We start from the raw sequence: 20407 nt of genomic DNA on the forward strand, positions 1-20407 counted from the left end.
GGCACCGAGGCTACGACCAGCCGAGCTCGTGCAGGCGCTGGTCGTCGATCCCGAAGTGGTGCGCGATCTCGTGCACGACGGTGATGGCGACTTCCGCCACCACCTCCTCGCGGGTGTCGCAGATCGCCAGGGTCGGGTTGCGGAAGATCGTGATCCGGTCGGGCAGCGAGCCGGCGGCCCAGAACCCGTCGCGCTCGGTCAGCGGGGTGCCCTCGTACAGCCCGAGCAGCTCCGGCTCGTCGGCGGGCGCGTCGTCCTCGACCAGGACCACCACGTTGTCCATCTGGGCAGCGAGCTGCTCTGGAACCAGGTCCAGGCCGTCGCCGACCGCCTGTTCGAACTCCTCGCGCGACATGTCCACCACCCGCCCAGTGTGGCCGATTTTGGAGTTCGGGCTCCGACCCCGTAAGGTTCATCTCGGTCTGAAGACGCCTCGACGTCAGGGGCGGACTCCCGCCCCCATCGTCTAGCGGCCTAGGACCCCGCCCTTTCACGGCGGTAGCACGGGTTCGAATCCCGTTGGGGGTACGGCGTGTGCATGTGGAATACTGTTGGTCAGCAAGAAGGTCTCACCACGAGGCCCCGTAGCGCAGTTGGTTAGCGCGCCGCCCTGTCACGGCGGAGGTCGCGGGTTCAAGTCCCGTCGGGGTCGCTCGGCACTCGCCGGTCGTTCTAGTAACGACCGGCGTCGTCGTTCAAGGCTCTGTAGCTCAGTTGGTAGAGCGTTCGACTGAAAATCGAAAGGTCACCGGATCGACGCCGGTCGGAGCCACCATCGAAGCCCCGGATCACTCAGTGGTCCGGGGCTTCGTCGTTCTCCACCACTCAGTTCCGGACCCGCCGCCACTCAACTCGACCTGGGAATACCCCGGGATGTCACTCCCCGGGCATAGCCTCGTGCCACCGCCGCGCGCCGCGTGGATCGGACCCGGCGATCTCGATCAGGGGAAGAGATGTCGCAGCAGTCGTCCCGTCCGCAGCACCACGTGCCCGCCCAGCACACGCCCGACCGTCGACGCGCCGTCGGCGGGCTGCGGGCGACCGACACTCCGACCGGGCCGATCCCGATCGTGTTTCCGGTGACCGCCAAGCAGGCGGCCGCGGTGCGCGACTCGCTGACCGAACGGCACCGGGTCGCCCGCGCGGCGGCGGAGGCGGGGCAGTCCGAGGCGGCGCTGCTCGCCGGGCAGACCGAGGAGGCGCTGCGCGAGGTGGAGCGCTACGTGGATCACGGCGGCGGGCTCTCCGACGGCCTGGTGGAGCTGCTGGCCGACCTGGACATCGTGCTGGTGCCGCTGCGCGCGACCCGTACCGCGTAACACGCACCGGACCGGCTCGCGGCCGCCGGACGCCTCCGCCCCTCGCGTCAGCCGAGGCTCGCGATCGCCTCGTCCACGACCCGGCACGCATCCCGGTCGGTCCCCAGGTCACGGGCACCCTGAGCAGCCCGACGCAGCAGGCCGCACAGCTGGGCGCGCTCCTGCGGGTCCAGTCCGGCCAGCGCGTGGTCCTCGGCGCCGCCGACCACCGCCTCGCACTCGGCCAGGCGTCGCGCACCCGCGTCGGTGAGCACCACCAGCCGCTGCCGACGGTCCTGCGGGTTGAAGCGCCGTTCCACCAGGCCGTGCTCGACCAGATCGTCGATCAGGTAGGTCATCACGGTGCGGTCGATGCCGAGGTCGGCGGCCAGCGCCAGCTGACTCGGGTGCTGTCCGGTGGAGACGGCGTGCAACACCTGGAAGCCACGGAACCCGTGCGGGAGGCTGTCCAGGGCCGAACCCAGTGCCACCTGGTACCCGCGCAGCAGCACCCCGAGGGACCAGCCGAGATCGGTGCGCCGGTCGGAGGTCTGCGGGTCCATCCCGGAATCGTAGGCAGTATGCCGCGGTTGAGCCAATCATCTGTACTGCATATGATCTGCCGAACCGCCTACCTGGGGAGACCATGACCGACTACGGACACGACCTGCTGTTCGGCACCTTCCTGACGCCGACCGCTTCCGCACCCGAGCGGGTGGTCGCCCTGGCGCAGCAGGCCGAACAGGCGGGACTGGACCTGGTCACCTTCCAGGACCACCCGTACCAGCCCACGTTCCTGGACACCTGGACCCTGCTCAGCTGGGTCGGCGCGGTGACCTCCCGGATCCGGATCGCACCGAATGTCGCGAACCTGCCGCTGCGCCCGCCCGCCGTGCTGGCCCGGTCGGCGGCGAGCCTGGACCGGCTCACCGGTGGCCGGGTGGATCTCGGCATCGGAGCCGGAGGCTTCTGGGACGCCATCGCGGCGATGGGCGGCCCGCGTCGCACCCCGGGACAGGGCGTGGACGCCCTGGCCGAGGCGATCACCGTGATCCGGGCGCTGTGGGACGTCGAGGCGACCGGTCGACTCGATCTGCCCGGCGAGCACTACCCGATCAGCGGCGCGAAGCGCGGCCCGGCGCCCGCGCACCCGATCCCGCTCTGGATCGGCGCCTACAAGCCACGCATGCTGCGACTCACCGGCACGATGGGTGACGGGTGGCTGCCCTCGATGGGTTACCTCACCAGCCTGGCCGATCTCACCGAGGGCAACCGACGGATCGACGACGCCGCGCAGGCCGCCGGTCGCCCGGTGACCGCGGTGCGCCGATTGCTGAACCTGAGCGGGCAGCTCACCGGGCAGGTGAGCGACCGGCTGTTGGTCGGACCGCCGGAGCAGTGGGTGGAGCAGCTCGCCGTGCTGGCGCTGCAGTACGGGATCAGCGGATTCGTGGTCGCGACCGATGATCCGACGCTGATCGACGTCGTCGGGCAGGACATCGCCCCCGCCGTGCGCGAGCTGGTCGAGGCGGAGCGGTGAGCGACCTCGGGCTGCCGCTGCGGCTGGGCGTGCTGCTGTCGGCCGATGTGGCGACCGACCCGGGTGCGCGGGCACTCGCCGCCGAACGGGACCGACTCGACCTGGTCGCCATCCGCGCCGAGGTCGCCACCCCGCACGAACCCCGCCCGTGCGAACCCGGTGCGGCGGCCGACCGAGGTCGGCACTCCGCGCCCGAGGTCGGCACTCCGCCGGGCTCCCCGCGGCGGGAACTGCCGACTTCGGCGGCGGCCGGGGCTGCCGGGGCGGCCGGGGCGGGTGAGGACGCTGCGGCGGGGGGCGACGACCCGTGGACCGTGGGGGCCTGGGTGGCGGCGGTGACGTCGGACATCCGGCTGATGGTGGCGGTGGACGGGATCGATCGACCGGCGACCGTGACCGCCCGTGCGGTGGCGAGCCTGGATCACCTGGCCGGTGGTCGGGTGGACCTGGTGCTGACCGGGGACGACCCGACGGTGCTGGGCGAGGCGGTGGCAGCGGTGCGCGGGATGTGGGCCACCGCTGACCGGACCCCGCTGTACCTGGACGGGACGCGGCACCGGGCCGAGGGGGCACAGCGCGGACCGGCACCGGCGCACACCCCGGTGCTGGGCATCCTGGCCACGGGACCCACGACCGGGACCGGGACCCGGTCGGCGACGGTGGCCGAGACTGCCGCCGGGTCCGGGGCCGCCACGCTGGCCCTGGCGGCGCGTGAAGCCGACCTGTGGTGGGCGCTGGGCGACGACGACGCCGACGCCCTGGCGGCAGCTGCCACGGAGGCCGGGCGCTCCCCCGCCGAGATCGGGATCCTGCGCACGGTGTCGCCGGAGCAGTCGGCCGAGGACTTGGCAGCGCTCGTGCTCACCGGCCGGGCGTCGACCCTCCTGCTGGACGGCGACGACCCGGACTGGGCGACCACCGTGGCGCCCCGGGTGCGCGAGCTGGTCGCGGCGGGCCGGGAGCGCGCCGGGACCCGGGTCCACCACCCGCGCAGCGCCGCGGTCCGGGCCGCCCGGCGGCCGGGGATCGACTACGACGGTCTGCCCGCCGACCTGGCGGCCGATGCCGTCGAGCCGGGCGACGCCGCGTATGCGACCGTCCGCTCCGGATACATGCGGGGCGGTAGCCCGGGGCTGGTGCTGCGGCCCGCCGACACCGCCGGAGTCGTCGCCGCGCTGGCCTGGGCCCGGACGCAGGACGTGCCGTTGGCGATCCGTTCCGGCGGGCACGGGATCAGCGGCCGGTCGACCAACGACGGCGGCATCGTGCTGGACCTGGGGCGGCTGAACCGGATCGAGGTGCTGGACACCGACCAGCGACTGGTACGGGTCGGGCCGGGCGCCCGCTGGGGCGAGGTCGCCCGGGCGCTGGCACCGCACGGCTGGGCGATTACCTCCGGGGACTCGGGCGGGGTCGGGGTCGGCGGCCTGGCGACCGCGGGCGGGATCGGCTTCCTGGTGCGCGAGCACGGGCTGACGCTGGACCACCTGCGCGCGGCGGAGGTCGTGCTGGCCGACGGCACGGTGCTGCGGGCCTCGGCGGAGGAGAACCCCGACCTGTTCTGGGGCGTCCGGGGCGCGGGAGCGAACCTCGGCATCGTGACCTCCTTCGAGTTCGTCGCCGACCCGGTGACCGACGTGGGCTTCGCCCAGCTGGTCTTCGACGCCACCGACCTGGAGACCTTCCTGGTGGACTACGGCGCCCTGGTCGAGGCGTCGCCCCGGGACGTCACCCCGTTCGTGCTGATGGGCCGGCCGCAGGGTGGCCGGATCTACGCGCAGGTGATGGCGATGGTCGACAGCACCGACCCGGACGTGGTGATCGACCGTCTGCAACCCTTCGCCCAGCTGGCACCACTCGTGCAGCAGCAGGTCCAGCTCCTGCCGTACAGCGCGGTGGTGGTCGCTCCGGACGAACTGCACCAGGGCGAGGGCGAGCCGGTCACCCGGTCCGGGATGGTCGACCACCTCACCCCCGACTTCGCGCGGGACGCGGCGGCGCTGGTGCGCAGCGGCCACACCTACTTCTTCCAGATCCGAGCGGCCGGCGGAGCGGTGGCGGATGTGCCGGAGGACGCGACCGCCTACGCCCACCGGTCGGCGAACTTCTCGGTCGTCGCCTTCGGCCCGAGTCGGCACCGACTGGACGCGATCTGGGACGCGATGGCCGGACACTTCTCCGGGATCTACTCCAGCTTCGAGACCGACCGGCGACCGGAACGGCTGGTCGAGGTGTTCCCGGAGCCGACCCTGACCCGGTTGCGCGCGCTGAAGCGCCGTTACGACCCGAGCGACGTGTTCCGGCACAACTTCTCCGTGGCTGCGACCTCCGACTGACCCGGCTAGCCTGTCCGGGCGCATCCGGGCGGAGGGGACGACGGAGGGGTCATGGAGCACACCGGGGCCGAGCGGTGGACGGTGCCGTCCCGCCTGTCGGCGGTGCCCACCGCGCGCCGGTGGGCCGCCCGGTTCCTGGTCGACCGGGGAGCACCCGACGATCTGGTCGCCACGGTGGAGCTACTGGTCAGCGAGCTGGTCACCAATGCTGTGCGCCATGCCGAGACCGGTGCGGTGAGCATCGCGATCAGGATCGAGGCGGACCGGGTCGTGGTCGAGGTGCAGGACGACGATCCCCTGCCGCCGAGTCTGGTCGTCGCGGGCCCCGGGGACGTCGGCGGGCGCGGGATCGGCATGCTCGACCGCTTCGGCGCCGACTGGGGAGTCACTGACCGCGGACCCAGCGGCAAGGTGGTCTGGTTCGCGCTGGGGATGTCCACGGAATCGTGATCTGAGCGTCCGGCTGCCGGGTGAGGTCCTCGCCTACGGTGGTCCCATGGTCAGACCGCCGCGACAGTCCCGACGACGGATGTCCGTCTTCACCGCGTTCGGGCTCGTGATCGCCCTGCTGGTCACGTCGGCGGTGGGCGGGGTGCTGGCGGCCGGGCTGGTGGCTCCGGCGGTCGCGATGGCCGACGGCACCACCGACATGGCGGTCCAGGCGTTCGAGGACCTGCCGACCGAGCTGGAGCGCCAACCGCTGTCGGAGAAGTCGGTGATGCTCGCCTCGGACGGCACCACCGAGCTGGCCGAGTTCTGGGCGGAGAACCGGATCGTCGTCCCGCTAGCGGCGGTGAGCGAGCCGATGCAGAACGCGGTGATCGCCACCGAGGACAAGCGGTTCTACCAGCACGGCGGCATCGACCCGACCGGCATGCTGCGCGCCGCCGTGCGGAACCTGACCAACCCGGGCCGCACCGAGGGCGCCTCGACCCTGACCCAGCAGTACATCAAGAACGTGCTGATCGAGGCGGCGGTGCGGGACGGCGACCTGGCGGCGGTGGACCAGGCACGCGAGGCCGACGGCCCGGAGGGCTACCTGCGCAAACTCCGGGAGGCGAAGCTCGCCATCGCCCTGGAGAAGGAGATGACCAAGGACGAGATCCTGGAGTCGTACCTGAACATCGCGCAGTTCGGCCTGAACACCTACGGCGTGGAGGCGGCCGCCCAGCGGTACTTCAGCATCTCCGCCGCCGAGCTGAACTACGTGCAGGCCGCCACGATCGCCGGGATCACCCAGAGCCCCAGCGCCTTCGACCCCACGCGGAACCCGGAGGCCGGCCAGGAGCGCCGTAACCGGGTGCTGCGCCTGATGTACGCCCAGGGCTACATCACCCGGCAGGAGCTGCACATGGGCCTGGCGGCTCCGCTGCCGGAGACCCTGGTGCTCAGCGAACCGCGGGTCGGCTGCATGGCCGCCGAGCAGACGGTGCGCGGATCGGGCTACTTCTGCGACTACGTGACCAAGGTGATCCGCAACGACCAGACCTTCGGTGCGACGCCGGAGGAGCGGATCGACCGGCTGTACCGCGGTGGTCTGACCATCACCACCACCCTGGACGTGCGTGAGCAGACCATCGCCGACGAGGAGGTGAAGAACGGGGTCCCGGTCGACGACGCGTCCGGGGTCGCCTCCGCCCTGGTCACCGTGGAACCCGGCACCGGGAAGATCACCTCGATGGCCCAGAACCGGGTCTACAACAACACCGAGGAACACGGCGACCGCGAGACCGCGGTCAACTACAACACCGACTTCGCCTACGGCGGTGGGAGCGGGTTCCCGCCCGGATCGACCTTCAAGCCCTTCACCCTGACCCAGTGGCTGAAGGAGGGGCACAACCTGAGCCAGACCGTGGACGGCACGCGGTTCTCCTACCGGTTCAGCGAGTTCACCGCGCCCTGCACCGGGTTGAACGGGTCGACCGAGTACCGGTTCTCCAACGCCGAGGGCCCCCGGTCGGGCGGGGTGATGACCGTTCAGCAGGCCACCTCCGGTTCGGTGAACTCCGGGTACCTGGCGATGGCCTCGCAGATCAACCTGTGCGGGATCATCGACACCGCCACCTCCCTCGGCATCCACCGGGCGGGCGGCTCCTCCGGCGACGGGCCGTTCCAGGTGCTGCCGGCCAACGTCCTCGGCTCCGACTCGGTGGCGCCGTTGACCATGGCCGCTGCCTTTGCCGCCTTCGCCTCGGGTGGCACGTACTGCACCCCGGTGGCGATCCTCGCGGTCTCCGACGCGAACGGTCAGCCGCTGCCGGTCCCGGACGCCGGTTGCCACCCGGCCCTGGACCCGGCGATCGCCAATGCCGTCGCCTTCGCGCTCAGCGGGGTGTGGAACGGCACCGCGAGCACCACGGCGCCCCCGTTCACCGCGGCGGGCAAGACCGGCACCACCTCGCGGAACGAGCACACCTGGTTCGTCGGGTTCACCCCGGTGCGGTCCACCGCGGTCTGGGTGGGGCACGCGGAGGGCATGGTGCCGATGCAGCGGGTCACCATCAACGGAGCGACCTACCGGAACGTCTTCGGATCGTCGGTGGCGGTGCCGACCTGGAAGCGGTTCATGGAACGCACCCTCACCGGGGTGGGCGTGCCGCCGTTCGGTGCGCCGAACCCGGATCAGGTGGTCGGACAGCAGGTCGGGGTGCCGTCGGTGGTGGGGCAGAACCAGACCGCCGCGATCACCGCACTCGCCGGGGCCGGGTTCCCGGCGCGGATCGCCGGGGCGTCCCCCGATGCGGCGCCCGCCGGCACCGTGATCCAGCAGTCCCCCTCCGGGGCGGCTCCGCCGGGGACCACGATCAGCCTGGTGCTGTCGACCGGGACCCCGGCACCGCCCGCGGGGTAGCACCGCGCCCGGTCACCGTCCTGCGCGCGACGCGGCCTGCTGGGTCGGCGGCGCGGGGCCGCTCAACCGCAAGGCCCCCGCGCCGAGGACGTGCGGGTCAGGCGGACTTGCTCAGCGCCGGGGCGTCCTCGTCCAGGACCACCAGCTCGGTCTCGCCGTCGGTCATCCGGATCAGCACGGCGCGGGTGCCACAGACGCAGACCAGCTCGATGCCGTCCCCGTCGTCGAAGTAGGTGCAGACGTGTGCGCTCATGCCCTCGACGGTAGAACCGACCACCGACACGGTGGCCCACACCGGCCCGCGTGTCGCCGATCCGACCGGTTGCTCAACCCTCCGGTTGCCCAACTGTCACCGCGAATGATCTGATCGGGGCCGTGGACGCCCTGACACCCGTGTTCTCAGCCCTCGCCGACCCCACCCGGCGGGACATCGTCGCGCGCCTGGCCCACGGCGATGCCACGGCGGGCGAGCTGGCGGCACCCTATGGGATCAGCCCGCAGGCGGTGTCCAAGCATCTGCGCGTGCTGGAGGACGCGGGGCTGGTCAGCCGTCGCCGGGAGGCGCAGCGGCGGCCGGTGCACCTGGAGGTGGACCAGCTGGACCTGCTGACCATGTGGATCGAGCGGCAGCGACGCACCGCACTGCTGCACGCGGCGGAGCTGGCGGCGGCGGAGGCAGCCGAACGGGAGGCAGCCGAACGGGCTGCCGCTGGGGCCGGGGAACGCCCAGCGGAACCGGCTGGACCGGCGTTGCACGGCGGCACGGACCGGGTGTTCCAGCCGTGGGACCTGGGCTCGCGCCGGATCGACGGCTGAGCGCCGGGCAGCACCGCCCCGGGTCGTCGGGGGAACCCGTGGGTCAGTTCGTGAACGCCCAGTGCCAGGGCTCGCGCGGCGTGTCCTCGACGAAGCCGTAGCGTCCGCCGTTCTCCCGCATCCAGGCCTGGGCGGTCGCGTCGAGCTTGAGGTCGGCGGCCATGCCCCAGCCGTGGTGGCTGGTGCCGGGCACCGCTGCCAGACCGCCCTCCGAGTACAGCCCCTTGCGGGCGGCGACGTCGACCTGGGCCTCGTAGGACCGGTAGGAGTCGGTGATCCCGATGGTGACGCCCTGCGCCTTCGCGTCGGCGATCAGGCTGGTGAGGGCCGTGGCGGCGGGGGCCCACAGCCGGTGGCCGGTGTCGCCGACCTGTTGCAGGGCCGAGGCCGGGATCTTGCCGTTGCCGTAGGCGGCCAGGGCGGCGGGGACGCCGTCGGCGTTCCGGGTGGTGTCGACAGCCCCCAGTCCCGCGCTCGGGGCGGCCACCGCGGCGGCATCCGTGCTGGTGGCCAGGGACCCGGTCTGGGCCGCGAGCGCCTGGGCGAAGGACACCCCGCTGCTGCTGGTCGCGGTGGACCCGAATCGGGTGCCCAAGGACGACAGATCGGCCTGGATGGCGGCGATCCTGGACGTGATGGCGGTGATGCCCTCGGTCATGCGGTGTGGTCCTCCCCGGTCACCCCACCCATCGGCGGAGGAGCGCGGGGACTGAGGGCAAGCCGCCGCCCCGTTCCCGGGTGCGGTCGGAAACGGGGCGGCGGCGGTCGAGGAGGGCCCCACCGGGTGGTGGCGGGGTGGGGCCCGGTGGGTCAGCGGCGCGGCACCACCGACCGACGGCGGCGCACCAGCGCCTGGCGGGTCACCAGGAGTCCGGCACCGACCATCACCAGGAGCAGCGCGGCCCAGGGTGCCTGGCCGGAGTCGGCGCCGGTGATCGCCAGTCGCCACGGGTTGAGCCCGTTCATGGTCTGCGCCGCGGTGTAGACGGCGTCGGCGACGTAGAACAGGGTCACCGCCGTGGTGCCGCCCGGCGTGATCACGATGGCGGTCTGGGCACCGGGTGCACAGGCCGGGGCGACGAAGGTCAGCGAGCTGCCGTCGGGCGCCACGGTCACCTGGTCGGCCGGGATCAGCTGACCGCAGATCTGCACCGAGGTCTGGCCCGGCACGAATCCGGAGCCACCGATCGTCACCGGGACGCCGCCGCCGGCCGGGACGGTGCCCGGGTCGACCCCCGACGCGACCGGCGGACCCGGCAGGGTGACATCGGCGCGGTACTCGTAGGTCAGCGCGGGCGACTGCTGCGCACCCACGGTGACCACCAGCGGGACCACCCCGACCGGGTGCGGCGGGGTCACGGCCAGCAGGGTGTCCGCGTCCAGCACCGTCACGGCCGCGCCGATCCCGTCGAAGGTGACCACGGTCTGGCCCTCGACGAACCCGGTGCCGGTGATCGTGACCGTCTGACCGCCGGAGGTCGGACCGACCCGCGGCGTGTAACCGGTCACCGTCAGCGGGTCCTCACCACCACCGGGGCTGGTCTCCTCGAGGTAGGTGAACGCCCCCGGCAGCGCCGTGGTGCCGTCGGTGTTGGTGAAGGCGACGTCCACCGGGCCGGGGTCGTGGGCCGGGGTGGAGACCACCGCGGTCGCCGGGGCCGCGGACAGGATCGTCGCCGCCAGCCCGTCGAAGGTGACCGAGGTGAGCGAGTCCAGACCGGTTCCGGTCAGGGTGACCTCGGTGCCACCGATCGCCGGGCCGACGGCCGGGGTGATCGAGTCGATGGTCGGCCCGTCGTCCGCCAGGTAGCCGTACCCGTCGGCGAGGGTCGCGTCCTGGCCGGGCAGCACCACGGTCACGTCGACCAGCCCGGGGTCCTGCTCCGGTGCGGTCACGGCGAGGGTGGAGGCCACGGCGAACAGGACCGGACCCTCCGGCTCGACGACCTGGAGATCCGTGCCCGGGACCCCATCGAAGAGCACCTCGGTGGCCCGGGCCAGGTTCCCGCCGACGATGGTCACCCGGGTACCTCCCTCGTCCGGTCCCTGGGGCGGGGTGAGGGACGTGATCGACGGCGGCTCGTAGGCGAGCTGACCGGCGGTCATCGTCCCGGCCGGGAAGACCAGCTCCACCGGCACGGGGCCATCGAGTTCGGAGGGCGGCACGGTCGCGGTGACCCAGCTGCCGTCCTGCGCCACGACCAGGTCGTCGGCGTCGATGCCGTTGATCCGCACACCGGTCACGTTCTGCAGACCGGTGCCGGTGATCAGCAGCTCGTCGCCGCCGTGGGTGGGCACGATCGCCGGGGAGATCGCCCCGGCGCTCGCCTCGGTGCCGTCGTCCTCGTAGGTGAGATCACCGGCCGGCACCTCACCGGCCGGGAAGACGATCACCACGGGTGCCGCGCCCGGCGTGCTGCCCGCCGGGACGGTGAAGGTGATCGTGGCGCCGTCGGGTGCGACGACCACGTCCTGGGCGGCGACCCCGCCGACCGTGACGCCGGTGGCGTTCTGCAGCCCGGTGCCACTGATGGTGACCGTGGTCCCGCCGGACAGCGGGGCGGTCTCCGGGTCGATGCCGGTGACCGTGGCCCCGGCCCCGTCGTCGGCGTAGGTCAGGTCACCGGCCGGGAGCTCGCCCGCCGGGAACTGGACCACGACCGGCTGGTCGCCGGGCACCGTGCCCGGGGGCGCGGTGAAGGTGATCGTGCTGCCGTCCGGTGCGACCACCACGTCCGCTGCGGGGACCCCGCCGACCGTGACGCCGGTCGCGTTGCCCAGTCCGGTGCCGGTGATCGTGACCGTGGTGCCGCCGTCCAGCGGGACCGTCGGCGGTTGCAGATCGCCGACGGTGGCCTGCGAGCCGTCGTCGGCGTAGGTCAGGTCACCGGCGGGCAGCTCACCCGCGGGGAAGACGACCTCGACCGTGGCGGTGCTCGGCGTGCTGCCGGGCGGGGCGGTGAAGGTGATCGTGCTGCCGTCCGGTGCGACCACCACGTCCGCCGCGGGGACACCGTCCACCGTGACGCCGGTCGCCGCGCCGAGGCCGGTGCCGGTCAGGGTGACCGTGGTGCCGCCCGCGAGCGGGACGGTATCCGGGCTCAGACCGGTGACGGCGGCGCCCGACCCGTCGTCCAGGTAGGTGAAGGCGTCGGTCAGGGTCAGGTCCAGCCCCGGCTGGATCAGCACCACGGTGGCGGTGCCGACCGGGTGCGCCGGGGTGGTGAAGGTGACCGTGGTGGCGGCGGCGACCACTCCGGTGGCCGGAAGACCGTCCACCTCGACCGCGGTCACGGCGCCCAGATCGGTGCCGGTGACGGTGACGTCGGTGCCGCCGGAGATCGGCCCCTGGGTCGGGGTCAGATCGGTGGCGGTGGACCCGATGTAGGTCAGCCCACCGGCGAGCACGTCACCGGCCGGGGTGGTCAGCACCACCGGCAGCTGACCGACGACCTCGCTGGCCGGGATGGTCAGCGTCAGCTCGGTGCCGTCACCGTTCACGGTGATCCCGTCGACGGCCACGTCGCCGATGGTCACGCCGGTCACGGCGTCCAGTCCGGTGCCGGTGATCGTCAGGGTGCCGCCACCGGCGACCGGGGAGTCGCCCGGGGTGATGCCCGCGACCACGACCCCGGTGCCGTCGGCCAGGTACTCGTACCCGTCGGGCAGGGTCGCATCCGCGCCGGGGAACGCGATCACCACGTCCACCACCCCCGCCGCGTGCGCCGGAGCGCGCACGGTGAGCTCGGTGTCGGAGACCACCGTGAGGTCGAGACCGGCCGAGCCGCCGAAGCTGACCCCGGTGGCGCCGGTGAGCCCGGTGCCGGTCAGCGTGACCAGGGTGTCACCGCCGGTCGGCCCCTGGGCCGGATCGATGCCGGTCACCTCGGGGGCGACGTACGTCAGCGTGCCCGCGTCCACCTGCCCGGCCGGGAAGGTGATCAGCACGGCTACCGGGTCGGCGACCTCGGTGGCCGGGATGGTGACCGTGATGCTGGTGCCGTCGCCGTTCACCGTGAAGTCGTCGGCGTCGATGCCACCGATCGTGACGCCGGTGGCGCCGCCGAGCCCGGTGCCGGTGATGGTCAGGGTGCCGCCGCCGACCGTGCTGCTGGTGGTCGGGGTGATCCCGGTGATGTCGGCGATCGAACCGTCGTCGATGTAGGTCAGGGTGCCGGCGGGGAGCGTCCCCGCCGGGAAGACCAGCGTGATCGGGACGTCACCGGCGGTGGCACCGGCCGGGATGGTGAGCGTGACCGTGGTGCCACTCACCGTGACGTCGGTGACGGTGGTCCCGCCCACGGTGACGGCGGTGACGCCTTCCAGGTTGGTGCCGGTGATGGTCAGCGTGCCGCCCCCGGCGATCGGGCTGGTGCCCGGATCGGTGCCGGTGACCGTCGACAGCGTCCCGTCGTCGGCGTAGGTGAGGTCACCGGCGGGTAGCTCACCACCCGGATAGCCGATCACGACCGGGACGGTGCCCGGTGCGGTGCCCGGCGGGGCGGTGAAGGTGATCGAGCTGCCGTCGTCGGCGACCACCACGTCCGCCGCCGCCACGCCACCCACGGTGACCCCGGTGGCGCCGGTCAGCCCGGTGCCGGCGATCGTCACGGTGTCACCGCCGCCCAGCGGCACGGTGTCCGGGGTGATCCCGGTGACCACGGCCTCGGAGCCGTCGGTGAGGTAGGTGAAGGCGTCGGTCAGGGTGAGGTCGAGTCCGGGCTGGATCAGCACGATGCTCACCGGTCCGGCCGGGTGCGCCGGGGTGGTGAAGCCGACCGTCGTGTCCGTGGCGACCAGGTCGGTGGCGGCGACGCCGTCGACCTGCACCTCGGTCACCGCGCCCAGTCCGGTGCCGGTGACGGTCACCGGGGTGCCTCCGGCCACCGGGCCCTGGTCCGGGGTGACGGTGGTGGCGGTCGGCGCGAGGTAGGTCAGCGTGCCTGCCGCCTCGGTGCCCGCCGGGAGGACGAGCACGATCGGCGCACCGCCCGCGGTCTCGCTGGCGGGGATGGTGACGGTGAGGACGGTGCCCGCCCCGTTGATCTCCAGACCGTCCGCCGCGACACCGCCGATGGTGACGCCGGTGACGGCACCGAGTCCGGTGCCGGTGACGGTCAGCGTGCCGCCGCCCACGGTGGAGCTGGTGGTCGGGGTGACGTCGGTGACCTCGACCCCGGAGCCGTCCTCCAGGTAGGTGAAGCCCTCGACGGCCGTCGCGTCGGCGCCGGGCAGCACCACGGTCACGTCCACCGTCCCCGCGATGTGCGCCGGGGTGGTGAGGGTGATCGTGGTGTCGGTGCTGTCCAGGATCGTCGCGGCGGTGCCGCCGATCAGGACGTCGGTGAGCCCGGTGAGACCGGAACCGGTGATCGTGACCTCGGTGCCGCCGGAGGTGGGGCCCTCGGCCGGGGTGACCGCGGTGACGGCCGGGGCGACGTAGGCGATCTGACCGGCGACCTGCGCCCCCGCCGGGAACCAGACGCTCACGGTGGCAGGTCCGGCGACCTCGGTGGCGGGGACCACGAAGGTCACCGACGTCCCGTCCGGAGCGACCACCGGGTTCTCGGCCAGCACACCGGCCACGGTGACCCCGAAGGCGTTCTGCAGCCCGGTGCCGGTCACGGTGACGGTGACGCCACCGGCGGTGGGCACCTCGGTCGGGGCGATGGCGGTGAAGGTGGCCCCGGTGCCGTCGTCCAGGTAGGTGTACGACAGCGGCAGCGTGGCGTCGGCACCGGGGAACTCGACCACGATGTCCACCACGCCGGGCGCGTGCGCCGGGGCGGTGACGGTGAGCTCGGTGTCGGTGGCGGTCAGGATCGCGGCCGGTTCGCCGCCGACCAGGACCGTCTCGGCGCCGGACAGACCGGTGCCGGACAGGGTGAGCGTGTTGCCGCCGGAGCTGACCCCGAAGGTCGGCGCGACGGTGGTGAGCTCCGGGGCGACGAGCGTGATCGTCCCCGCGTCCACGGTGCCCGCCGGGAAGGCGATGACCACCGGCTGCGCACCGGCCGTCTCGCTCGCCGGGAGGGTGCCGCTGACGGCGGTGTCCGAGACCGTCAGGCCGGTGAGCGCGATGCCGCCGACCGTGACCTCGGTGGCCCCGGTCAGGCCGGTGCCGGTGATCGTCACCGTGCCACCGGCGGTGGGCAGGGTGTCCGGGTCGACGTCCGCGACGTCCGCGTCCGACCCGTCGACCAGGTAGGTGAAGCCGTCGGTGAGGGTGGCGTCCGCGCCGGGCAGCTCGACCACCACGTCCACCGCGCCCGCTGCACCCGCAGGGGTGGTCACGCTGATCACGCCCGGGCCGACGACTGTCAGGTCGGTGGCGGCCGCCCCGGCGAAGGTGACCCCGGTGGCCCGCTCCAGTCCGGTGCCGGTGAGGGTGACCGTGGTGCCACCGGAGACGGGGCCCTCGGCGGGGTCGATCGTGTCCACGCTCGGCGCGACGTAGGTGAGCTCGCCTGCCGGTGCGTCGCCGAGCGGGAACTGGATCACCACGGGCGCCGCGCCGGCCGTCTCGGTGGCCGGGACGGTGAAGGTGATGCTGGTGCCGTCGGCCGCGACCACCACGTCGGTGGCGGGCTGGCCGCCGACCGTGATGCCGGTGGCGCCGGTGAAGCCGGTGCCGTCCAGCGTGACGGTGACGTTCCCGGCGGTCGGGACCTCGGCCGGGGTCAGCGAGCCGACGGTCACGCCGGTGCCGTCGGCCAGGTAGGTGAAGCCGCCGGGAAGCAGCGAGTCACCGCTCTCGTTGGTGATCGTCAGGGTGACTGGGCCGGGGGCCGGGTGGGCCGGGCTGGTCACGGTGACGCTGCCGGCGGTGGGAGTGCCGACGATGGTCGCCGGGATGCCGTCGAAGGCGACGGCGGTCACCGACTCCAGCGCGGTGCCGGTGATCGTGACAGTGGTGCCGCCGGAGGTGGGGCCCTCGTCCGGGGTCACCGCGTCCACCGTCGCCACCCCGTCCAGCAGGAAGGCGAAGCTGTCGGGAGCGGTGGCGTCCAGGCCGGGCAGGGTGACGCTGATGTCCACCAGGCCGGCCGGGTGCGCCGGGGTGGTGAAGGTGATCTCGGTGTCGGAGACCACGGTGAACGGGAGCGAGTCGCCGCCCAGCACCAGGTCGGTGGCGCCGGTGAAGCCGGTGCCGGTCAGGGTGACGGCGGTGCCGCCCTCGTTGGGCCCCTGGGACGGCGAGACGGCGGTGATGGCGGGGGCGACGTAGATCAGCGCACCGGCGTCCACCGTCCCGGCCGGGAAGGTGAGCTCGACCGCGGCGCTGCCCGCGGTGTCGGAGGCCGGGATGGTGCCGGTGACGGTGGTGCCGTCCGGCGCGACGTCCAGGTCGGCGACCGCGACGCCGCCGATGGTCAGGTCGGTCACCGCGCCCAGCCCGGAGCCGCTGATGGTCAGCGTGCCGCCACCGGAGGTCGGGCTGGTCGCCGGAACGACGGCGGTGACGACCGCGCCGGTGCCGTCGTCCAGGTAGGTGAAGGCGTCGGTCGCGGTGGCGTCGGCCCCGGGGAGCACGGCGACCACGTCGACGGCACCGGGCGCGTGGGCCGGTGCGGTGACGGTGATCGCTGTGTCGGACGGGGTGCCGACGATGGTGGCCGGGGTGCCGCCCACGGTGACCTCGGTGACCGTGGCCAGGCCGGTTCCGGTCAGGGTGAGAGTGGTGCCGCCGGAAGACGGGCCGGTGCCGGGGCTGACGGCGGTCAGGGCGGGTGCGACGTAGTCGACCGTCCCGGCGGCACGCTCACCGGCCGGGAACTGGACCCGCACCTCGGCGGGCCCGGCGGTCTCGGACACCGGGGCGGTGGCGACCACGCCGTCCGCGGCGACCGACACGACGGTGGCGGGGACGCCGTTCACGGTGACCCCGGTCGCCCCGGTGAGCCCGGTGCCGGTGATCGTGAGGTTCGTCCCGCCCGCGGTCGGCACGGTGGCCGGGGTGATCCCGGTCAGGGTGGCCTGCGATCCGTCGTCCAGGTAGGTGTACTGGCCCGGCGCGGTGGTGGTGCCGCCGGTGCCGGAGAGCACGACGTCCACCGGGCCGACTGCGTGCGCCGGGGTGGTCACCGTCAGCGACGTGGCGGTGGGCGTGCCGACGATGGTGCCCGGGGTGCCGCCGAAGGTCACGGCGTTCACCGCAGCCAGGTTGCTGCCGGTGACGGTGACGGTGGTGCCACCGGCCGCCACCCCCTGGGTCGGGGTGAAACCGGTGATGATCGGGGCGGTGGGCACCACGTAGGTGAAGCCGTCCGCGAGGGTGCCGTCCAGACCGGGCAGGACGGCGGTGACGGCGACCGGTCCGGCGGCGTGCGCCGGGGTGGCCACCGTGATCGAGGTGTCGGTCGGGGTGCCGACCAGGGTCCCGGCGGTGCCGCCGAAGGTGACACCGGTGGCACCGAGCAGTCCGGTGCCGGTGACGGTGACCTGGGTGCCGCCGGCGGTCGAGCCCTGCGGTGGCGAGACGGCGGTGACGGTCGGGGCCACGTAGGTGAAGTTCCCGGGGGTCAGGTTGCCGGTCGGGCGGACCAGGGTGACCGGCACGGCGCCGGCGGTCTCGGAGGCCGGGGCGACGGCGGTGACGGTGGTGCCGTCCGCGGCGACGGTGAAGGACGCCGCCGGGGTGCCGCCGAAGGTGACGCCGGTGGTGTTCTGCAGTCCGGCGCCGGTCACGGTCACCGAGGTGCCGCCACGGGTCGGGCCGCTGGTCGGGGCGAGGCTGCTCGCCGCCGCGGCGGGCGAGGTGCAGGTGGCGCTGGCGAGCTGGATGGTGCCCAGGTTGATGGTGCTCGGGACGCCGATGGTGTTGGTCTGCAGGGTGAGGCTGACCAGGACGGCGGTGGCGGTGGCACCGGTCGCGCTGGTGGTGGTGACCTGCTGTGCGGTCGCGGCGAGGCGGGCACCGACCAGTCCGGCGACATTGACGGCGGCGGTGGTGCTGACGGTCGGCGTGGTGGCGTTCAGGGTGACCGCCTGGCCGAGCAGCACCAGGTTCGCCACCGAGGCGGTGGCGGTCGGCGTGCCACCGGCGGTGCAGACCGCCTGGGCCTGGACCGCGCCGGTCTGCACGGCGTTGATGCCCAGGACGCCGATGTTCACCCCGGCGATCTGGGCGGTGGCCGACGACTGGCTCGCCGACCGGGTCGCGGAGATGGTGGTGACGGTGCCACCCGCTGTCACCCCGAGGCCCGCACCCAGCCCGGCGCCGACGTCCAGGACGCCCGTGTTGCTGGTGCCGCCGCCGGGCGGGGCGACGGCGCTGCCCACCGTTCCGGAGAGGTTGACCAGCGGGACACCGAGCAGGTTGGCGTTCAACCCGATCGTCACGCCGCTCGCGCTGGCGTCACCCGGCGCGGCCTGCGCGGACTGGGGTGCGATCACCACCACCGCGAAGGCCACCACCATTGCTACCGCCGCGGAAAGCGCCTTCCAGGCGCGCGACGACGTCACACCCACCATGTCCGTACCCCCTGCGAAGCGACATCGATCGCTACGGATTGATCAGTGCCCGCATTTGATCCATGGCGGCGGGGTGTACGCCAGCCTTGTCAGCCCGGTGCCTGGCTCGGCAAACCCCTCAATTCCGACAAGTTGGACTTGTACGATTCTCCAATTCGGACCTGTCCCTCCTGGTCATGTGCACGAGTCGCCGCGAGGTCACAATTCCGTCACGGATCGCCTGACATGTCCGGTGTGGGCGGTTTCACCTAGCCCAGACGGGTGATCAGGGCAGCGTTTTCAGGCTCTGCGGCGGCCCGACGGCAGTGCCCGCAGCATTGGCGGCGACCACCCGGAACGGGTACTCGGTGCCCGCCGCGAGGCCGACCAGCTGCTCGGTCCCCGCCCGCTCCCAACTCGCCGCGGGGAAGCTCTGCGCGGCGGTCCGCCGACCGAAGCCCGGCCCCCATTCGACCCAGACCTGGGTGTCCAGACCGTGCGGATGCACCCGCAACGGCACCGTCGCCGCCGTCCGCCCCACCCCGGTCGCCGGGAGCGCCCGCACCACCGGCGGGCCGGGGGTGTCCAGCACCCGGGTCACCGTGCTGCTGCCCGCCGAGGTGGTGGCGGTGGCGGTCCAGACGTACCGGGTGCCGGGCAGCAGACCGGTCAGGTTCTGCGCGAACGCCTGGGCATAGCCGGTGGCCGCGAGCGCGTACTGCACCCGGCCGATCGGGGCGGAACCCTCCGGCCCCCACGCCAGGGTGATCGTGCCGGCCAGGCCGTGCGGATCGGCCCAGGCGCGCAGGGTCGCGGTGGTACCGGCCACGGTCTCCGATCCGGTGACCGTCGCCGCCTGGCTGGACACCACCCGCTGCCGGTCGACCGCCGTCAGCCCGGTGGTGTCGGTCACGGTGAGGGTGAGGGTCCAGTCCCCCGCCGGGTAGCTGTGCCGCAGGCCGGTCGGCTGCCCGGTCCCGACACTGGGCGCCGAGCCGTCGCCCCAGTCCACCTGCCAGGCGGCGATCCCGGTCCCCGCCGCCGACCCGTCGCCGGTGCTGCGGGTGGGATCGAGACCCACCGACAGGGGTGCCGGGCCGATCGTGCTGGTCAGTCGGGCCCAGGCGCTGGGCGCAGCCCGCACGCCGGGCTGCCGGACCGCCTCGGCGAAGGCGGCACGGGCGGGCGCGTCAGCACCGATCCGCCAGTCGCAGGTGCCGACTCCCTCGAAGAGCGACGCCGCCTCCAGTTCCGGCCACGCGGCCAGCCAGTCCACCGCATCGCGCAGCCAGGTGGGCCGACGACTCGGGTCGGCGGGATCCGGCACCGACCCGAACTCCGCCAGCAGCGGCGTCTTCCCCCGGGCGGTGGCCCAGCTGCGGAACGGACCGACCACCGCCGCCAACGACCGCCAGGTCGGCGGCTTCGCCGGTGCGCAGCCGTACCAGTTGTAGGCGTCCAGGCCGACCCGGTCCACCACGTCGTCACCCGGATAGAACGCGTCCGCCCCGGCGGTGGTCTGCGCACTGCCGAAGCTGCCCGGTGTCATGATCCAGGTCCAGCGCACCTCCCCCACCCCGGCCGCCCGGAACACCTCGACGTAATGCCGCCAGGCGGTACGGAACTCGGCCGGCGACCCCCAGCCCCGGGCGATGTCGGCCTCGTGGTGCAGGGCCAGATGGACCGGGACGCCGAGGCTCGCCACCCCCGCGGCCTGCGCCCGGATCTGGTCGTCGACGGCGCCGGAGGCGATGGTCGCCCAGGACACCCGGCTGCCGTCCCGGCGCATCGGCCAGATCGACAGCAGCGGGGTACGACCCCGGGCGACGGAGGCGCTGACCGGGCCGGGCGGCTGCGGGTCGTCCCAGCGGGAGTACCACCGCACCAGGTCCAGGCGACGGTCGAGGGTGTCCTCGAAGGCGTCCACCGCCGCGGCGGCGCCGTTCGCGCCGCCCTGGTCGACATGTGCCCCCAGGAGGAAGCCGGAGCTCGGCGGCGGCGCGGCCGGGGCGGGGGCTGGGGTCAGCGCCAGGGCGCAGGCGAGGAGCAGGGTGGTCCAGCGGAGCATGCGGGGCACTCCCGGGGTGCGGGGTGGCCGCACCCACCCCTCAGC

12 protein-coding genes and 3 tRNA genes are annotated in these 20407 nt (G+C 73.5%); 9 read left to right on the top strand and 6 right to left on the bottom strand.

All coding sequences use genetic code 11. The features are described from left to right. Positions 1 to 10: 10 nt before the first annotated feature. Positions 11 to 355: a metallopeptidase family protein gene (locus HGK68_RS13870; protein ID WP_169167139.1), complete on the bottom strand. Its 345-nt coding sequence runs from the start codon at positions 353 to 355 to the stop codon at positions 11 to 13. A 100-nt stretch (positions 356 to 455) separates the two neighbouring features. Here HGK68_RS13870 and HGK68_RS13875 point away from each other — a divergent pair. From HGK68_RS13875 to HGK68_RS13890, 4 genes are all read left to right on the top strand, one after another. Then, positions 456 to 528 (top strand) — tRNA-Glu (locus HGK68_RS13875). A gap of 50 nt (positions 529 to 578) precedes the next feature. Then, a tRNA-Asp gene (locus tag HGK68_RS13880) sits at positions 579 to 652 on the top strand. Positions 653 to 699: 47 nt separating this feature from the next. After that, positions 700 to 775: transfer RNA gene (locus HGK68_RS13885), tRNA-Phe, on the top strand. A 178-nt stretch (positions 776 to 953) separates the two neighbouring features. Beyond that, entirely contained in the window at positions 954 to 1319 is a 366-nt protein-coding gene (locus HGK68_RS13890) for a hypothetical protein (protein ID WP_169166496.1), read from the top strand. Between the two features lie 47 nt (positions 1320 to 1366). Here HGK68_RS13890 and HGK68_RS13895 read toward each other — a convergent pair whose 3' ends face one another. Then, the gene (locus HGK68_RS13895) at positions 1367 to 1861 is read right to left on the bottom strand and encodes a MarR family winged helix-turn-helix transcriptional regulator (RefSeq protein WP_169166497.1); all 495 of its coding nucleotides are present in this window, start codon (positions 1859 to 1861) and stop codon (positions 1367 to 1369) included. An 83-nt stretch (positions 1862 to 1944) separates the two neighbouring features. On the opposite strand from HGK68_RS13895, the gene HGK68_RS13900 reads away from it, so the two are divergent. From HGK68_RS13900 to HGK68_RS13915, 4 genes are all read left to right on the top strand, one after another. Further along, on the top strand, positions 1945 to 2838 hold the full coding sequence (locus HGK68_RS13900; RefSeq protein ID WP_169166498.1) for an LLM class flavin-dependent oxidoreductase: 894 nt from the start codon (positions 1945 to 1947) through the stop codon (positions 2836 to 2838). Further along, positions 2835 to 5174, top strand: a complete 2340-nt coding sequence (locus HGK68_RS13905) for an LLM class flavin-dependent oxidoreductase (protein ID WP_246260393.1) — start codon at positions 2835 to 2837, stop codon at positions 5172 to 5174. The genes HGK68_RS13900 and HGK68_RS13905 overlap by 4 nt, the downstream gene beginning before the upstream one ends. Positions 5175 to 5225: 51 nt before the next feature. Beyond that, the gene (locus tag HGK68_RS13910) at positions 5226 to 5624 is read left to right on the top strand and encodes an ATP-binding protein (RefSeq protein WP_169166499.1); all 399 of its coding nucleotides are present in this window, start codon (positions 5226 to 5228) and stop codon (positions 5622 to 5624) included. Positions 5625 to 5703: 79 nt separating this feature from the next. Continuing rightward, entirely contained in the window at positions 5704 to 8025 is a 2322-nt protein-coding gene (locus HGK68_RS13915) for a transglycosylase domain-containing protein (RefSeq protein ID WP_246260395.1), read from the top strand. 97 nt (positions 8026 to 8122) lie between these two features. Here the strand turns inward: HGK68_RS13915 and HGK68_RS13920 are convergent, their stop codons facing one another. After that, positions 8123 to 8278 (bottom strand): hypothetical protein, encoded by a 156-nt coding sequence (locus tag HGK68_RS13920; protein ID WP_169166501.1) that lies wholly within the window; start codon positions 8276 to 8278, stop codon positions 8123 to 8125. Positions 8279 to 8400: 122 nt separating this feature from the next. Between HGK68_RS13920 and HGK68_RS13925 the strand changes: the two genes are divergently transcribed. Next, complete coding sequence (locus tag HGK68_RS13925) at positions 8401 to 8841, top strand: ArsR/SmtB family transcription factor (RefSeq protein WP_169166502.1); 441 nt, start codon at positions 8401 to 8403, stop codon at positions 8839 to 8841. A 43-nt stretch (positions 8842 to 8884) separates the two neighbouring features. On the opposite strand, the gene HGK68_RS13930 is transcribed toward HGK68_RS13925, so the two are convergent. The 3 genes from HGK68_RS13930 to HGK68_RS13940 all read right to left on the bottom strand — a co-directional run bounded on the left by HGK68_RS13930 (position 8885) and on the right by HGK68_RS13940 (position 20362). After that, positions 8885 to 9499, bottom strand: coding sequence for a M15 family metallopeptidase (locus HGK68_RS13930; protein ID WP_169166503.1), 615 nt, complete (start codon positions 9497 to 9499; stop codon positions 8885 to 8887). 152 nt (positions 9500 to 9651) lie between these two features. Further along, entirely contained in the window at positions 9652 to 18255 is an 8604-nt protein-coding gene (locus HGK68_RS13935) for a beta strand repeat-containing protein (RefSeq protein WP_169166504.1), read from the bottom strand. Between the two features lie 325 nt (positions 18256 to 18580). Continuing rightward, complete coding sequence (locus tag HGK68_RS13940) at positions 18581 to 20362, bottom strand: glycosyl hydrolase (protein WP_169166505.1); 1782 nt, start codon at positions 20360 to 20362, stop codon at positions 18581 to 18583. Between the last annotated feature and the right edge of the window lie 45 nt (positions 20363 to 20407).

The organism is Cellulomonas taurus, assembly GCF_012931845.1.
Classification (GTDB): domain Bacteria; phylum Actinomycetota; class Actinomycetes; order Actinomycetales; family Cellulomonadaceae; genus Cellulomonas; species Cellulomonas taurus.

Coding starts and splice junctions, on each gene's coding strand:
- HGK68_RS13870 (WP_169167139.1), bottom strand. CDS start 355: ATGTCGCGCGAGGAGTTCGAACAGGCGGTCGGCGACGGCCTGGACCTG.
- HGK68_RS13890 (WP_169166496.1), top strand. CDS start 954: ATGTCGCAGCAGTCGTCCCGTCCGCAGCACCACGTGCCCGCCCAGCAC.
- HGK68_RS13895 (WP_169166497.1), bottom strand. CDS start 1,861: ATGGACCCGCAGACCTCCGACCGGCGCACCGATCTCGGCTGGTCCCTC.
- HGK68_RS13900 (WP_169166498.1), top strand. CDS start 1,945: ATGACCGACTACGGACACGACCTGCTGTTCGGCACCTTCCTGACGCCG.
- HGK68_RS13910 (WP_169166499.1), top strand. CDS start 5,226: ATGGAGCACACCGGGGCCGAGCGGTGGACGGTGCCGTCCCGCCTGTCG.
- HGK68_RS13915 (WP_246260395.1), top strand. CDS start 5,704: ATGTCCGTCTTCACCGCGTTCGGGCTCGTGATCGCCCTGCTGGTCACG.
- HGK68_RS13920 (WP_169166501.1), bottom strand. CDS start 8,278: ATGAGCGCACACGTCTGCACCTACTTCGACGACGGGGACGGCATCGAG.
- HGK68_RS13930 (WP_169166503.1), bottom strand. CDS start 9,499: ATGACCGAGGGCATCACCGCCATCACGTCCAGGATCGCCGCCATCCAG.
- HGK68_RS13940 (WP_169166505.1), bottom strand. CDS start 20,362: ATGCTCCGCTGGACCACCCTGCTCCTCGCCTGCGCCCTGGCGCTGACC.